General features: G+C 61.9%; 14 protein-coding genes. 12 read left to right on the top strand and 2 right to left on the bottom strand.

Features of this window, described 5'->3' with window-relative positions; translation table 11 throughout:
• Positions 1 to 37: 37 nt before the first annotated feature.
• The 12 genes from SALA_RS08030 to SALA_RS07975 are packed head-to-tail and all read left to right on the top strand — an operon-like array spanning position 38 to position 13,483.
• Positions 38 to 1,276, top strand: a complete 1,239-nt coding sequence (locus tag SALA_RS08030) for a hypothetical protein (protein ID WP_153802663.1) — start codon at positions 38 to 40, stop codon at positions 1,274 to 1,276.
• Positions 1,276 to 1,959 (top strand): acylneuraminate cytidylyltransferase family protein, encoded by a 684-nt coding sequence (locus SALA_RS08025; protein ID WP_011541874.1) that lies wholly within the window; start codon positions 1,276 to 1,278, stop codon positions 1,957 to 1,959. The genes SALA_RS08030 and SALA_RS08025 overlap by 1 nt, the downstream gene beginning before the upstream one ends.
• Positions 1,881 to 4,205, top strand: a complete 2,325-nt coding sequence (locus SALA_RS08020; protein WP_237700952.1) for an N-acetylneuraminate synthase family protein — start codon at positions 1,881 to 1,883, stop codon at positions 4,203 to 4,205. The genes SALA_RS08025 and SALA_RS08020 overlap by 79 nt, the downstream gene beginning before the upstream one ends.
• Complete coding sequence (locus tag SALA_RS08015) at positions 4,196 to 5,197, top strand: Gfo/Idh/MocA family protein (RefSeq protein ID WP_011541872.1); 1,002 nt, start codon at positions 4,196 to 4,198, stop codon at positions 5,195 to 5,197. Before SALA_RS08020 ends, SALA_RS08015 begins: the two co-directional genes overlap by 10 nt.
• Positions 5,194 to 5,886: a cytidylyltransferase domain-containing protein gene (locus SALA_RS08010; protein WP_011541871.1), complete on the top strand. Its 693-nt coding sequence runs from the start codon at positions 5,194 to 5,196 to the stop codon at positions 5,884 to 5,886. Before SALA_RS08015 ends, SALA_RS08010 begins: the two co-directional genes overlap by 4 nt.
• Positions 5,883 to 6,680 (top strand): SDR family oxidoreductase, encoded by a 798-nt coding sequence (locus SALA_RS08005; protein WP_011541870.1) that lies wholly within the window; start codon positions 5,883 to 5,885, stop codon positions 6,678 to 6,680. The genes SALA_RS08010 and SALA_RS08005 overlap by 4 nt, the downstream gene beginning before the upstream one ends.
• Positions 6,674 to 7,726, top strand: a complete 1,053-nt coding sequence (neuB, locus tag SALA_RS08000; protein WP_011541869.1) for an N-acetylneuraminate synthase — start codon at positions 6,674 to 6,676, stop codon at positions 7,724 to 7,726. Before SALA_RS08005 ends, neuB begins: the two co-directional genes overlap by 7 nt.
• Positions 7,723 to 8,865: a UDP-N-acetylglucosamine 2-epimerase gene (gene neuC / locus SALA_RS07995; RefSeq protein ID WP_011541868.1), complete on the top strand. Its 1,143-nt coding sequence runs from the start codon at positions 7,723 to 7,725 to the stop codon at positions 8,863 to 8,865. Before neuB ends, neuC begins: the two co-directional genes overlap by 4 nt.
• Before the next feature lie 10 nt (positions 8,866 to 8,875).
• Positions 8,876 to 9,529: an acetyltransferase gene (locus SALA_RS07990; protein WP_011541867.1), complete on the top strand. Its 654-nt coding sequence runs from the start codon at positions 8,876 to 8,878 to the stop codon at positions 9,527 to 9,529.
• Positions 9,421 to 11,028 carry a DegT/DnrJ/EryC1/StrS family aminotransferase gene (locus SALA_RS07985; protein ID WP_322785228.1) on the top strand — a complete coding sequence of 536 codons (1,608 nt, stop codon included), beginning with the start codon at positions 9,421 to 9,423 and terminating at the stop codon, positions 11,026 to 11,028. The genes SALA_RS07990 and SALA_RS07985 overlap by 109 nt, the downstream gene beginning before the upstream one ends.
• Positions 11,029 to 11,040: 12 nt before the next feature.
• Positions 11,041 to 12,549, top strand: coding sequence for a lipopolysaccharide biosynthesis protein (locus SALA_RS07980; RefSeq protein WP_011541865.1), 1,509 nt, complete (start codon positions 11,041 to 11,043; stop codon positions 12,547 to 12,549).
• A 46-nt stretch (positions 12,550 to 12,595) separates the two neighbouring features.
• Positions 12,596 to 13,483, top strand: coding sequence for a phytanoyl-CoA dioxygenase family protein (locus SALA_RS07975; protein WP_011541864.1), 888 nt, complete (start codon positions 12,596 to 12,598; stop codon positions 13,481 to 13,483).
• Positions 13,484 to 13,497: 14 nt separating this feature from the next.
• Here the strand turns inward: SALA_RS07975 and SALA_RS07970 are convergent, their stop codons facing one another.
• A complete protein-coding gene (locus SALA_RS07970) occupies positions 13,498 to 14,256 on the bottom strand; it encodes a glycosyltransferase family 2 protein (protein WP_011541863.1) in 759 nt (252 codons plus the stop codon).
• Positions 14,257 to 14,300: 44 nt separating this feature from the next.
• On the bottom strand, positions 14,301 to 15,668 hold the full coding sequence (locus SALA_RS07965; protein WP_011541862.1) for a hypothetical protein: 1,368 nt from the start codon (positions 15,666 to 15,668) through the stop codon (positions 14,301 to 14,303).
• Between the last annotated feature and the right edge of the window lies 1 nt (position 15,669).

The raw sequence follows: 15,669 nt of genomic DNA, 5'->3' as shown, positions 1-15,669 counted from the left end.
CGCTTCATGGAGATCGTTTGGCGCGGGCCGGTGGCTCGTGCTTGCTGTGGGGGTGGTGCTCGCGCTCTATTCGGCGGCCTTTTCGTTCGCGCTCATCTTTTCAGGTCGACAGCCGGCCGTGACAATGGCGCTTGTGCCATGGCACAGCACGGCGCCCACGGCGATCGCTGACCGGCTGATGCTGGCAGCGGCGCAGGAGAAGTTTCGCGAAGCTGGTGGGCGCGATGCACCGACCGCCGCCGCGATGACCGCACTTCTCAGCCGCGTCGGGCCATCCTTGCCCCCGGAAAAGGCGGCGCCGATCCGTGAACTGGCGCTTGAGGGGCTGTCGCAATCCGCACTGAACAGCGCAGCGCTACGCCAACTGGCTTTCCTGGAAAAAGACCGGGCGAAGCGTAAGCATCTGCTCGACCTTGCCCTGCGGGTTTCACGCCGCGACGTGCTCGCCGGCGTACAGTCGGCGGAGATCAAGTTTCTCGATAATGAAGCCGATGCCGGGCTTGCTGACCTCGACCGCGCGCTGACGGTTTCCGAGAAGGTTGACGATCTTGTCCTGCCGATAATTCTTCAGGCATCGAGCGATCCCGAAGCGCTGGCGCAGATCAGGCGTCGTGTCGCGAAAAATCCGCTGTGGATCGAGCGTCTGCTCCGATACGGAATCGACAACCCGGTCTTCGCGCCGCGTGTTGCCGACATCGTCTCCGCCATTCCCGCGCGCTCGACGGCGCGCGCGCAAGGCTATGGGCAGCAATTGATCGACATTCTGGTGAGCGCGCGCGAATATCCCGCGGCGTTCAAGGTGTATGACGTTTACTCGCCGACCCGCCAGGCCGTCGAGCGGATGGGGGGTGGAGCATTCCGGCCGATCGACTGGCAGTTGACCGAGAATTATGACGCCGGCGGCCGCGAGCTCGGCGCGCGTGAGGTCGATATATTTGCCAGTCCGGAACGGCAGGGTGAGTTTGCGCGGATTCTGATGCGCTCGCGTCCCGGCAGCTACAGCCTCAGCTTGCGTGCTCGCGAAGTCGAAGCGGCCGAAGGGCGATTGACGTTCAACATGCTGTGTCTTGATGAGAAGCAGGAACGGCAGGGCGCGTCGCTGAGCCTGCCGCTCAGGCAGGGCCCGATGCGGTTCGATTATAGCGTTCCACCGACCGGATGCGGTTATCAGTGGCTCATTCTGGGGATTGGAGCCGAACTCGACTCTGCAGCCGCGCTGATCGACTCAGTAACGCTGTCTCGCACCCCGGCTCGCGTTGCGGGCCCAGGGTCCTGATGTCGGTTCTGGCGATCATTCCGGCCCGTGGCGGGTCAAAGGGCGTGCCCGGAAAGAATCTGCGGTTGCTGGCTGGCAAGCCCTTGATCTCGTGGAGCATCGAGCAGGCGCTCGCCGCACATGGCGTTACCGACGTCGTCGTGTCCACGGACGCGGAGGACATCGCGGCTGTCGCCCGGTCCTTTGGCGCCCAGGTGCCGTTCCTGCGTCCGGCCGAACTGGCGACGGACACAGCTCCAACCGAGCCGGTGATGCTCCATACGCTTGAGCGGATGGAGGCGATGAAGGGCCGGTATGAGGCGATCCTGCTGCTTCAGCCAACCTCCCCGCTTCGCTTGCCGGGGACGATCGACGGCGCGCTGCACGCCTTCGCGGCGGAGGGGGCCGACAGCCTGCTCGGGGTTGTCGAAAGTCACGCCTTCTTCTGGCAGGCGGACCCCGTCCGTGCATCCTATGACTACACAAACCGCCCGCGGCGCCAGGATATTGCGGAAGCCGATCGTCATTATCGCGAAACGGGCTCCATCTATCTGACCAGGCGGGACATTTTTATGGAAAAATGCAACCGCCTGGCAGGTCGCATCGCCTTGTACCGGATGCAGGAATGCGAAGGCTGGGAAATCGACACCGAAATCGACTTCGAGATCGTCGAAGCGCTGATGAAGCAGGAACTCTCCACGTGATCATTGAACGGAATATTGCACCGCTGATCGTCTTTGCCGAGGAAGACATTGTTTCGGCGCTTCGCAAGATCAGCGTCAATCAGCGCGGCTTTGTCCTGTGTGTTTCGGCGTCGGGAAAGCTTGAAGCCGTGCTGACTGACGGCGATGTGCGCCGTTGGCTGGTCGACGGCGGCCAGTTCGATTTCGGCGTCAGCGCGGCAATGGTCGCGAACAAGCAGTTTGTCGCTGCAAAGGATGGAGCCAGCGAGGACGAGCTGAACGATCTTTTTTCGGATCGGGTGACATTCGTTCCCATCGTCGACGGGCAACGTCATCTGCGCGCCGTCGCCTTCAGGGGGCAGCCGGTGGTGCGGATCGGCGACCGGGTGATAGGCCCGGAGAGTCCGGCCTACATTATTGCCGAGATCGGCAATAATCACAACGGCAGCATCGAACTCGCCAAGCGGCTGGTCGAGCTTGCCGTCGAGGCAGGCGCCGACTGCGCAAAGTTCCAGATGCGCGACATGTCGAGCCTGTATCGCAATGAGGGCGATTCCGATGACGCCAGCGCGGACCTCGGGGCGCAATATACGCTGGATCTCCTCTCGCGCTTTCAGCTGCCCGTCGATGAAATGTTCCAGGTGTTCGATTATTGCCATGAACTGGGTATCCAGCCGTTATGCACGCCCTGGGATGAAGCCAGTCTGGCCCGGCTGGAAGCCTATGACATGCCGGCATACAAGCTGGCTTCGGCCGATCTGACCAATCACCCGTTGTTGAGCGCGATGGCGCGAACGGGAAAGACGCTGATCTGTTCGACCGGCATGTCGACCCAAGGCGAGATCGAAAACGCGATTGCCGTCCTGAAGCGCCACACGGCGCCCTATGTTCTGCTGCATTGCAATTCGACCTATCCGGCGCCGTTCAAGGATATTAATCTGGCCTATATCCGCAGGTTGGAGAAACTTTCGGGCGGGGTTGTCGGATATTCGGGGCACGAGCGGGGATATTTCATTCCCGTGGCGGCCGTCGCGATGGGGGCAAAGGTTATAGAGAAGCACTTTACCGTCGATCGGGGGATGGAAGGAAATGATCATCGGGTCAGCCTGCTGCCCGACGAGTTCTCGGCGATGGTGCGCGCCATCCGCGAAGTCGAGGAGGCCATGGGTTATGGTGGCGCGCGCGGCATCACCCAGGGTGAAATGATGAATCGCGAAGTCCTGGCAAAGAGTCTGGTTGCCGCGCGGCCGATCCGGGCGGGGCAGCAGATTGCCGACGAGGACATCCAGATCCGCAGTCCGGGCCAGGGGCTGCAACCCTATTTTCGTGCCGAGCTGGTCGGACGGATCGCAAAGCGGGATATGATAGAGGGAGATTTTTTCTTCCAGAGCGACCTCGCGGACGCGGTCGCCAGCGCGCGTGATTACCGGTTCGACCGCCCTTTCGGCGTGCCTGTGCGCTACCATGACCTGCAGAAGATGATCGGCGCCACCAATCTCGATCTTGTCGAGTTCCATCTGAGCTACAAGGACATGGAGCTGGATCCGGTCCGGATGCTGGACGGCGCAACGTTCGATATTGCGCTCGTTGTGCATAGTCCCGAACTGTTTGCCGGCGACCATATCATGGATCTGTGTTCGGAGGATGATGTCTATCGCCAGCGTTCGATCGACGAATTGCAGCGCGTGATTGACATCACACGGACGCTGAAACCCCATTTCACGAAATCGGCTCGTCCGCCGATCATCATCAACGCGGGCGGATTTTCCGCGGACGGTCCGATTACCGCGGAACGGCGACCTGCGATGTATGACCGCATCGCCGATGCCCTGTCGCGGCTCGACAAGGAAGGGGTGGAGATAATTCCGCAGACGATGCCGCCCTATCCGTGGCATTTCGGTGGGCAGCGCTACCATAACCTCTTCCTGTCCGCAGAGGACATCGTGCGTTTCTGTTCGGAACATGGATACCGGATTTGCCTCGACGTGTCGCATTCGGCGCTGGCGGCGACGCATCTGAAGACCAGTTTTCAGGAACTTCTGCGACAGGTTGGGCCGTACACATGCCATATGCATATCGTTGATGCAGCGGGGGTCGACGGCGAAGGCCTGCAGATCGGCGATGGCACGGTCGATTTCGCCATGGTCGCCGATGTCCTGCGCGAAACGGCGCCCGATGCCAGCTTCATTCCTGAGATATGGCAAGGGCACAAGGATGACGGCGCAGGTTTCTGGCAGGCGCTCGACCGTCTCGAACAATGGTTCTGACCGATGCCGGGCCGCCGCGATGCCTTGTCATCGGGACAGGGTCGATCGGTCGGCGGCATGTGGCAAATCTGAAGAAACTGGCCCCCGGTGCGCAACTGGCGTTTTTCCGTCACGAGGCGCGACACGACGATTTTTCGTCCGCCATGCAGGCGCAGCTTTTCGACGCGCTGGAGGGGGCGATCGAATGGCGTCCGACGATCGCGATCGTCGCTTCGCCTTCGGACCGCCATTTCGACACGCTGCCGGGGCTGCTCGCCGCGGGGGTTCCGACGCTCATCGAAAAACCGGTCGTGATCCGGGCGGAGGATTGCGCCTATCTTGAAAGCTTGTCCTGCGCTGACCTGCCGCCCACGCAGGTGGGCTGTGTCCTGCGGTTTACGGACATGGTGGTCCAGCTCAAACGCTGGATCGATGAAGGGCGGCTGGGCAGGCTGATCCGTGCTCGCTTCGAATGCGGGCAATATCTGCCCGACTGGCGCCCCGGTAGCGATTATCGGACATCCTATTCGGCCTCGCGGGAGCGCGGCGGCGGAGTCATTTTCGACCTTGTGCATGAGCTGGATCTGGCCGTGATGCTCTTTGGGGATTGCGAACTGCGCCATGTCATGCGCGACCGGCGAAGCTCGCTGCATATCACGAGCGAGGACGTCGCCCTGCTCCATCTGCGCGCAGCCGACGGGCTACCGGTCGAGGTGGCTCTCGATTATGTGTCGCGCACTCCGACGCGCGGGATCGAGATCGTCGGCGAGGATGCAACGGCAGTGCTCGATTTCCGGGCGGCGACGCTTTCGCTGAAAACGCCCGGCAACGAAGAGCAAAGGCTGGTCGATACCGTGTCGACCGATGCGGCCTATCAGAGCGAGCTTGCCGAGTTGCTGGATGCGGCGCATGGGCACGGCACGACGCGGCTGCCGCTGAAAGAGGGGTTGAAGGCCACCCGGCTGGCGATCGCGGCCCATGAATATGTCGACAAGGGCGGGGACCGGAATTGAACACCATCTGTACGATCTGCGCACGCGGAGGATCGCGCGGAGTGCCGGGAAAGAATATCCGCCCGCTGCTCGGCAAGCCGTTGATCGTCCATACGATCGAAATGGCGCTGGCGCATTCGCGCATCGACCATGTTTTCGTGTCGACCGACAGCGAAGCGATCGCCGACATTGCGCGCGCGGCGGGGGCAAGCCTTCCCTACCTGCGCCCCGCGGAGCTGGCAACCGATACGGCCGGAAAGATACCGGTGATCCGGCATCTGGTCGAACATGTCGAGGCTGAAGGCTATGGCGTGGACCGGATCGTCGATCTGGACCCGACGTCACCACTGCGACTGCCATCCGACATCGATGCCTGCCTCGATCTGGTCGATGCCGGTGCCGAAGCGGTGATTACGGCTTTTGAGGCGGAAAAAAATCCATATTTCAATATGGTCGAGCTGGACGAAACCGGGATTGCCCGCATTTCGAAGCGGTCGGAATCGGGGCATGTGGTTGCGCGCCAGGCGGCACCCCCGGTCTATGCGATGAATGCGTCCATCTATGTGTGGAAGCGTCATGCGCTGGGCAATGTCCTTTGGGACAGTGAACCGCGCCTGCACGTCATGCCGCGTGAAAGGTCCATCGACATCGATTCCGAACTGGATTTCAAACTGGTCGAACTGTTGATGCGCGAAAGGCTGGAGCAATGAGCAAGGATCGTCCGCTTTCAGGAAAGCTGGTGGTGCTCACCGGCGCGGGCGGCATCATCGGACGTGTCGCGACCGGCCTGTTCGTTCGCAACGGTGCGCGTCTGGTGATGGTCGACCGGTGCGAACAGGCCCTGACTGCGGCGCGGGAAGCGCTGGGGGATGACAAGGCAGCGGCGTTCGCCATGCCCTGCGACCTGACCGACCCGCGGCAGGTCGCGGAACTGGCCGAAAACGTCGGTGCGGAGCACGGGCCGGTCGATGCCCTGTTCAACAACGTAGCCGGCAAGACGCAGAATATCTTTGCGCCATTCGAACATTTTCCGCTGGACGAATGGAATGAGGTAATGGCGATGAACCTGACCACGGCGATGCTGTGCTGCCAGCATTTCGGCGCGCAAATGGCGGCGCGGGGGCAGGGAACAATCGTCAATACGCTTTCCATCTATGGCATCGTCGGGCCGGATCAGCGCATTTACGACGGCGCCCAATATGAAGGCCGCGCCATCAACTCACCAGCGGTTTACAGCGCGGCAAAGGCGGGGCTGTGGGGACTGACGAAATATCTTGCCACCTACTGGGGTCCAAAGGGCGTGCGCGTCAATGCCGTGACGCCAGGCGGCGTTTACAGCGGCCAGAACGAAACCTTTGTTGACCGATATTCTGCCCGTGTGCCGATGGGACGCATGGCGAAAGCCGAAGAGATTGCGGACGCCATGCTGTTTCTCGCCAGCGATGGCGCGTCCTACATCAATGGCCAGAACATCGTGGTTGACGGAGGGCTGACGACATGGTGAGCGGCGAGCGGTCCGTCGAACGGACATTCGTTATCGCGGAAGCGGGCGTCAACCACGACGGATCGCTCGACAAGGCGTTGCGTCTTGTCGATATCGCCGTCGAGGCCGGAGCCGATGCGGTCAAGTTTCAGACATTCCGAACCGACGAGGTGGTCACGCCCGACGCCGCCAAGGCCGCCTATCAACAACGTCAAACGGGCGCGGGCACGCAATATGAGATGATCCGGGCGCTCGAGCTGGACGATGCCGCGCACGAAAGACTTGCGCGCCATTGCGCCGAGCGCGGGATCGAGTTCATGTCGACGCCCTTTGCGCCTTGGGCGGTCGATATGCTGCTGGGCCTGGGAATGCGGCGGATCAAGATCGCCTCGGGCGAAATTGTCAACAAACCGCTGATTGACAAGGTTGCAGGCTCGGGTCGGCCCATCATCCTATCGACCGGCATGGCCGAGATGGCGGAGGTCGTGAGGGCGGTCGACTGGATACGCACGGCGCAAAGCGCGGCAGGCATCGCAATGTCACCGGGAGACCTCGTCGTCCTTCACTGCACCTCCGAATATCCGGCGCCGGCCGCCAGCGTGAATCTGCGTGCCATGGATACGCTGGCTGCGGCGCTCGATGTGCCGGTCGGCTATTCGGATCACAGCCTGGGCATAGAGATTGCGGTCGCGGCGGTCGCGCGTGGCGCGGCGGTGATCGAAAAGCATTTTACCGAAAACAGCCGCGATCACGGCCCCGATCACGCGGCGTCGCTGGAACCGGCGCAACTGCGCGCGATGGTCGATGCCATTCGCAATGTCGAAGTTGCGCTTGGCGATGGCGTAAAGCGGCCCGCGCCGCTCGAGCTTCCGACGCGCGCGCTGGTTCGTCGCAGCGCATTTGCGCTGACCGACATCAATAGGGGTGACAGGCTCGACGCCACGACCATCGCCTTTCTGCGTCCCGGCGACGGCATCGGTCCCGAACGGGCGGACTGGCTCTTTGCGCGCACGGCGGCGCGCGACATCGCGCGGGGCAGCAAGCTGTGCGAGGATGATATCGGGTGACCAGTCCGAAACGCATCGTCTATCTGACCGGAACGCGGGCCGACTTCGGGCTGATGCTTCCTACCCTCCGCGCAATCGATCGTTCGCCGCACCTTGAACTGGAACTGCTGGTCACGGGAATGCATCTGTCGGACCGTTTCGGACGCACCGAGCGGGAGGTCGAAGCCGCCGGCCTGAAGATCGGGCGTCGGATTCCCGTTCCCATCGACGATGACAGCGGGCACGGCATGGGGGTGTCGACCGGGCTGATTACCTGCGCCGTTGCCGACTATCTGGCAGAAACAGCTTGCGATGTGCTGTTATTGCTGGGCGATCGGGGGGAGATGCTGGCCGCCGCCACAGCCGGCCTTTTTGCCGACGTGCCGATCGTCCACGTCGCGGGAGGCGACCGATCGGGATCGGTCGACGAATCCATCCGTCACGCCATTTCCAAGCTGGCGCATATCCACTGTGTTTCGAACGAGGATGCGCGTCAGCGGCTGATCCGCATGGGCGAGGACCCCGACCGGATATTCGATGTGGGTGCGCCGGGGCTTGTCGGGCTGAAGAAGCCAGATCGCGCGACGGCGGCGATGGTCCGGAACCGTTATGGAATCGATGACGAGGAATCCTTTGTTCTGGTCCTTTTCCATCCTGTGGTTCAGCAGGCTGCCGAGGCAGGGGCGCAATGGCGGGCCATGTTCGACGCGCTGGCGGGATTGCCTTTCCGATATGTGGCGCTGATGCCGAACGCCGATCATGGCACGACGTCGATCCGAACCGAGATCGAAGCGATGCGCGATGCGGGACAGCTCACGACGATTGATCATATGCCGCGAGCGGATTATCTGGCATTGCTTGCAGAATGTCGTTTCCTGATCGGCAATTCGTCCAGTGGCATCGTTGAGGCGGCGACGTTCGGAACGCCCGTCGTCAATGTCGGGGACAGGCAGTTTGGCAGGCTGCGCAGCGCGAATGTCTTTGACGCGCCGCCCGAAAGCGGTGCTATCGGCCGGGCGATAGAGAAAGCGATCGGTTTCGATCCGCAGGGGCTGCGCAATGTCTATGGCGATCCGCATGCCGACATCAGAATTTGCGAAATACTGGAAAAGACCGATTTTTCGGCTTCCGCACTGCGCATGAAGACCATTTCATACTAGGGGTTCGTCAGTGGCTGCACCAAAGATCATCATTGTCGCAACAGGGGGGCTGGGCCGCGAGGCGCTCTGGGCTGCGCGCGAATCGCGCGAGGGCTGGGACGTGGCGGGCTTTCTGGACGATGATGAAGCGTTGCAGGGAGGTTCGGTCTGCGATGTTCCGGTGCTTGGCAGGGTCGACGACTGGCCCCGCTTCGCCGACCATCATTTCCTGGTCGCCATTGGCGCCCCGCGGTCACGACAGGCCGTGGTTCGTCGCATGATGGCAGCCGGAAATCCCCGCTTCGGCACTGTGGTGCATCGCAGCGCCGCCCTGTCCGGCTATGTGTCGATCGGCGAGGGCAGTCTCATCTGCGCGAATGTGTCCATCACGACGCAGATAAGGATTGGGCGGCATGTGATCATAAATCTGAACACCACGGTTGGGCATGACACCGAACTGGGCGATTTCTGTACCCTGGCGCCGCTGGTCGCCTGTTCGGGGGCGGTCACGGCGGGTGCGGGGGTCGAAATCGGAACGGGGGCTTGCATCCGGCAGGGGCTGATGCTGGGGCAGGGGTGCATGATCGGCATGGGAAGCACGCTGACCAAGGATGTTCCCGCCAACAGCCTGTGGCTCGGAAACCCCGCGACCGACCGCCGACCACTCGACGAGTTCCTGTTGTGAGTGGTCCCCAACGACAGGTCGACGGTCTGCTGCTGCAAAGCGGTACGCTCCTGCGCGATGCCCTGGGCCGCCTGAACGAAACGGGGCTGGGCATTCTGTTGCATGTCGATGCATCGGGGCGTTTTCTTCAGACGGTAACTGACGGCGACATCCGGCGTTTGCTGATCGCGGGGCTCACGCTCGATTCGCCGATCGACCATGTGCGCGATTCGACGTCGATCACCGCCCCCGACGGCATCGGCGACGAAGCGGCGCTGGCGCTGATGGACAGGCATTCGATCGACCAGCTGCCGCTGTTGGACGGCGCGGGGCGGGTTGTGGGCCTGTATCTGCGTCGCGACCTTGCGACCCGTATTTTCCTGTCCGCCCCGCACATGAGCGGCGATGAAATGGATTTCGTTCGCCAAGCCTTTGAATCGAACTGGATTGCGCCTCTGGGCCCCAATGTCGATGCGTTCGAGCGCGAGGTTGCGGCAGCCACTGGCGTTGCCAGCGCGGCGGCCCTTTCGTCGGGAACCGCGGCGATCCATCTCGCGCTCATTCTGCTGGGGGTAGGGGCGGGCGACCGGGTCCTTTGCTCTTCGTTCACCTTTGCGGCGAGCGCCAATCCGATCCTCTATCAGGCGGCCGAGCCCATTTTCGTCGATTCCGAAGACGGCAGCTGGAACATGTGCCCCGTGGCGCTGGAAAGGGCACTGGAGGAATGCCGGCGCGAAGGGCACATGCCCAAGGCCGTGATCATCGTCGATCTTTATGGCCAGCCCGCCGATTATGATCGCCTGTTGCCGATATGTGACCGATATGGCGTCCCGGTGATCGAGGATGCCGCCGAATCGCTCGGATCGACCCTTCGGGGCCGGTCCTGCGGTAGTTTTGGCCGCGTCGGCATTTTCAGCTTCAACGGCAACAAGATCATCACGACATCGGGTGGCGGCATGCTGGTCGCCGACGACCCGGAGATCACGGCGCACGCCCGCAAGCTGGCGACGCAGGCGCGCGAGGACGTGCCTTGGTACGAGCATGTCGAACTGGGCTTCAATTACCGGATGAGCAACGTTCTGGCAGGAATTGGGCGCGGTCAGATTGCCCGGCTGGAAGAGCGCGTCGCCGCGCGCCGTGCCGTTTTCGACCGCTATCGCGAGGCGCTGGCGGATGTGGAAAGCTTTGTCTGGATGCCGGAGTTTGCAGGTAGCCAGTCCAACCGGTGGCTGACGACGGCAACGCTGGCCGACGGGCTGGATCCCGGCGATCTGATCGCGGATCTTGCCAAGCTCGACATAGAGGCGCGGCATGTCTGGAAACCCATGCACATGCAGCCGATCTTCGCCGGCTGTCGTTATGTGACGGCCGGGGGCAACCGCGACGTTGCAGCGGACATTTTTTCGCGCGGCCTGTGCCTGCCCTCAGGTTCCAGCATGACGGCGGCGCAGGTCGACCGGGTTGCAGAGGCGCTTCGCACGGCTGTCGCACGCGCCCGCCGGGCGAACCGGGTCGCCTGACCGCATCGGACGATGTTCGCTTCTCTGGCCCGTAATGTCGCGCTGACCGGCGTTGCCTATTTCATCGTGAGCCTGATTGGCCTGCTGCTGGCCCCCGTTCTGATCGCGGCCTATGGCGTGGTGGGCTATGGCCAAATCATTCTGGCGCGCATTTTCCTCCCGAGCGCGGCTTTCGGATTTCTGGATCTCGGCGTCGGGGAAAACAGCACCCGCCTGGTTGCAAACGCCCGTGCGAGCGGCAACTGGCTCGGCGCGGCACAGGGCATCACCGTACTCTGTGTCATTTCGCTTGCGGTGTCCCTGACCGCGGCTGGCGCAGTCGCCCTGGCGGCGGACCATATTGCAGGCTGGCTGTCGATCCCGTCCGCGCAGCGGCATGGTTTTGCGGGTGTTCTGCGGGTGACCGCCGCAATGCTTCCCTTTCTGTTCCTCTCGCTGGTTGCCGAAGGGATCATCAAGGGGTTTGAACGTTTCGGACAGTTACGCAGCTGCGAAGTCGCCTCTGCGCTGACGTTCGGCATCGCAGCGCTGATCCTCGTCGATCGCGGCCATGATGCCAACGCCATATGCATGGCCTTTCTGGCGGGAGTCGTGCTGCGTGCCGCCATGGCCACCCTCTTTGCGGTCGGCCTGTGTCGCGAAAGCGGCCTTCGGCTGGCTCGATATGACCGGACGACGCGGCGGGAAATCTTCGCCTGGTCCCGCACGATGCTGTCGAACAAATTGCTCGGCGTCATGCAGACGCAGATGGCATCCCCCCTTCTCGGTTTCCTCGCCGGACCGGCGGCCGTCGGCCTGTTCGATGCGATCGTCCGGATTCCGCGGTTCGCCAAGTCGATCTTTTCGCTGACCAGCAGCACGGTCGTGCCCCTGGCGGCGCGCCTGCAGGCCGGGGGCGAAGCCGCGGCCGTGTCGAAACTCGGACTGGTGGGGACGTTGACGGCTTTCGTGCTGTTCGCGCCGGCGACCGTCATGGCCATGGCATTTGCCAGACCGATCATTCACCATTGGCTGGGGAGCGCGATCGAACCCCATTGGGTCTGGCTGAGCCTGATGCTTTTCGTGCCCCTGCTCGGTGTATCGACAAGCTTTGGCGGTTCGATGCTGCTGGCCAGGCATGATGCGGTCAGGCGACTGAACCGTCTGGCGCTGATCCAGGTCACGCTGCAGATCGGCCTGTCGCTGGTGCTGCTGCCGCTCGTGTCGCCCTGGAGTTTCGTGATCGGCCAGGTTGCCAGCGTCATCGCCGTTTATCCTTTCCAGATCGACCTGATCCGGCGCGATCTTGGAATGGGAAATGGCCTGTTCCGCTGGCTTTTGATTATCTTTGTCAGTTCGCTGGGGGTTTCGCTTCTGTGCCGGGCGGCCGCTCCTGCACCGGATTTGGCGGAACTGGTCCTGATTCTGACCGGCGTCAGCGTGATCTGGACGGTGATGCTCATTGCGTTGATGATCAAACCTGACGAGCGCGCCAGGCTTTGGCAACATATTCGGTCGCTGGCGCAAAACAGGAACGCATGAGCATATGGGTATAAGGCCGGCAATTCTATCGAGAAGGGAATGGACTATGGCGTCGCTGTCGAAACGGGTGCTGTGGCATATCAACCGGTCGCCGCTCAGGCATGGGGTAAAGACGATCAAGCGGCTGGCGGGGCAGGGAGATATTTCTCATCGCCGACGGCTCGCGGAACTATTTCCAGCCGACGATCATGTCGAGAAGATTGTGGCTGACTTCGAACGCGATGGCTTTGTCCTGCTCGATGATTATGTTTCAACGGAGCTGCGTACCCGACTGTTGGAGGCGACCGAACAACTCATCGCGGCGGATGACGCTTCGGAGCGGATCTTCGTCAGCGGCAAAGGCAGTCTTTGGGCACACCTTGTGGAGCGTGCAATGGAGGATGGCCAGTTGCCGTCCAGCCATTTCTATGCGCGATTTGCCTTGCAGAGCGAAATCGTGCGGCTTTTGACGCGCTTGTTCGGCATGGTCCCCCGTCTTGATTATGTGACGGTCACCCATTCTTTGCCGATGGCGGGCGAACCGGCCTATTCGCAACTCTGGCATCGTGATCATGACGATGTTCGGGTGATAAAATTGTTTGTCTATCTGACCGACGTGAACACGGTCGAGGATGGCCCCTTCTCGTTCCTTCCCGCCCAGATTTCGGACAGGCTCGGCTTTTCGTTAAAAAGCCATCGTCGCGACGATCAGCTACCGACCAGCATCAACGTCGCCAGTGCAAAACGGGAAATTGTGGGGCCGCGGTTCACATGCTTCATGGTCGAAACGTCGCGCTGTCTGCACATGGGCAGCCGTGTAGCGGAAGGGCACCAGCGGCTGATGTATACGGCAACCTATTTTGCGCCGCCGCGCGTTTTTCCGGAACCGCGCCGGGCCTTTTTCAGAGCAGATCCCGCAGCAGACGTGATCGAACGAGCACTTCTGATTCCCTGATCTTGGATAACTGGTCAGAATCTGCGATATTTCAGGAAGGCGCGTGCCGAATATTGGGCAAAATACCATGCGGCGGCCAAGGGCGACAGTTTCTCGATATTGCGATAGGCAAGCCAGACCTGCCTTGCGCTGTTGCCCTTGTTCCGGCTGACCGATTGCGCCATGACGCGATAGCGCATCAGGTCCTCGTCCAGCCCGATTGCAACTTTTCCCTTACGCAGCAGCGCCAGCCAGCATGCGAAATCGTCATAATAGGTCTTCTGCATTCTGAACTCGCCCGACTGTTGCCGGTCGACGATGACGGTCGAGGTGGCGATCGCCGTGTTTCCCAGCAGCGCCCTGTAATCCATCACAGGCGGCACGCCGATGTATCGCCCTGTCTCGCTTCCCTCGGCGTTGATGCGCCGGAAACCGGTAAAGCTGATCACGGCGTCGTCGCGGGTGCGATGAAAGGCCAGTTGGCGCTCCAGCTTTTCGGGAAGCCACAGGTCGTCGCTGTCGAGAAAGGCAAGCCACCGGCCCTTTGCCGTGGACAGCGCCAGATTGCGCGCGGCTGCCGGCCCGCCATTGACCGGCATTTGGAGCAGCCTGACCCTGGGGTCGGCGCGGGCGAACTCGCGAACGATCGCGCGCGTTTCGTCAGGACCGCAATCCTCGGCAATCAGCATTTCCCACTCACGATGGGTTTGCGACTGGACCGAACAAATCGTCTCCGCAATGATGTCGGCGGCCTTATAGGCGGGGGTGATGATTGAAACGAGATTGTCGGACATGATGCCTTGTGTCAGCCGGAAGAAATCAATGGGATCGCGCCTTTTCAGGCGCGCAGATATGACGTCAGCGTGTCGGTGAAGGTCCGCACCTCATCGGCGCCCGTCACATAAAGCTCGCCAGGTCGGCTGAGTTCCCAGGCACCCGCGAACCAGTCGAGCCGGGCCGGGCCGGCAGAACAGCTGGCTTCGCCATCAACCAGCTTTTGCATCGCCGCGGGCAGGTCGACCAGATTGTCGAGGGCGTGGGCGAAAGGGGCCTCGCGATAGAATGCATCGCCGAGCACGATGACGGGCAAACCGATGAGGCCCGCTTCCGCGCCCGTCTTGCTATTGATCGTCACAACCCCCTTCGCCCGCCGCATGACCGCATAATTGTTGGTGCCGGGGTCGATCAGCGCCAGGCGCGGGTAGCGCCGGAGCATGGCCTTGAGCCGGTCCGGCTGCATCATGCCGACCATCGCGGGATGCTCCTTGATCGCCAGCCGCACTCCGTCGGGAAGGTGACGGCAGATATAGTCGACGAGCGCCAGCTGATCCAGATATTCGGGCGACCGGAGCGTCAGCGCAATATCGCCCGGCACATGCAGCGGAAAATACAGGAAATCATCGATATCATCGAGCGGCGTATAATGGCCTGCAAGCTTACGCGAGTTCACGAGCGCCTTCACATGCGTTGCGGCGTGCTGCCCGATGAAGCCGAACTCCTGCCGCTTGCCGAGAATATACTTGTCATAGGCCTTTTCGGCAAAGCGCCGCGCATTCCTGAGATTGAGCACCTTTTTCCACGCTGCATTATAATGGTGGGCATCCTTTTTCGGGATGACGATCTGCCCGTCGGCCAGCGTTTTTTGCAGATATGCCGAAAAGTCAGCCCCATGATCGGCGCGTGCGTCCGCCGGTATCACGGGGGCGGCAAAATCGCCTTCTCGGAACAGCAGCCGACCGCGAAAAAAGCTGGGTTCGATGAAAAAGTGGCGGATTCCGGCGCTACGCGCCGCAAACCACGATCCGATGACCGACAGGAAGCCGCCGACCTCCTGGACCATGACCGGCTGGCCGTTTCGCTGCGCGTCGGCAATGGCCGATTGTGCCGCGACGATGCTGCGCGCGAGTTTCGCCCTCATCGCCTCATCATCCGACCGCACGAACGCGAAGCGTTCGTGCGACGTCCAGTAGGCGAGGTTCGTCACGCCCGCACGGTCAAGCACCGCTTCGAGCTCACTCGCCGGCGGCCGCGCGACATCATTGGCGGCGGTGACTGCGAAACCCCGGCTGTTCAGCATGTCGCACGAGCGGTCGTCGAACGACACGAAATGTGGCGCAAAGCCGCGCGCGCGCAAATCCTCCCCGACGAGCGCCCAGAATCGTGTCTGATATTCTGCAAGGGTCGTGATGATCGGAACAATTGTCATG

It is taken from the genome of Sphingopyxis alaskensis RB2256 (genome assembly GCF_000013985.1).
Taxonomy (GTDB): Bacteria; Pseudomonadota; Alphaproteobacteria; order Sphingomonadales; family Sphingomonadaceae; genus Sphingopyxis; species Sphingopyxis alaskensis.
The sequence above is the reverse complement of the archived record's forward strand: the minus strand, read 5'-3'. Positions and strand labels throughout refer to the sequence as shown.

Coding starts and splice junctions, on each gene's coding strand:
- SALA_RS07970 (WP_011541863.1), bottom strand. CDS start 14,256: ATGTCCGACAATCTCGTTTCAATCATCACCCCCGCCTATAAGGCCGCC.
- SALA_RS08015 (WP_011541872.1), top strand. CDS start 4,196: ATGGTTCTGACCGATGCCGGGCCGCCGCGATGCCTTGTCATCGGGACA.
- SALA_RS07975 (WP_011541864.1), top strand. CDS start 12,596: ATGGCGTCGCTGTCGAAACGGGTGCTGTGGCATATCAACCGGTCGCCG.
- SALA_RS08020 (WP_237700952.1), top strand. CDS start 1,881: ATGCGAAGGCTGGGAAATCGACACCGAAATCGACTTCGAGATCGTCGA.
- SALA_RS08025 (WP_011541874.1), top strand. CDS start 1,276: ATGTCGGTTCTGGCGATCATTCCGGCCCGTGGCGGGTCAAAGGGCGTG.
- SALA_RS07965 (WP_011541862.1), bottom strand. CDS start 15,668: ATGACAATTGTTCCGATCATCACGACCCTTGCAGAATATCAGACACGA.
- SALA_RS08005 (WP_011541870.1), top strand. CDS start 5,883: ATGAGCAAGGATCGTCCGCTTTCAGGAAAGCTGGTGGTGCTCACCGGC.
- neuB (WP_011541869.1), top strand. CDS start 6,674: ATGGTGAGCGGCGAGCGGTCCGTCGAACGGACATTCGTTATCGCGGAA.
- SALA_RS07980 (WP_011541865.1), top strand. CDS start 11,041: ATGTTCGCTTCTCTGGCCCGTAATGTCGCGCTGACCGGCGTTGCCTAT.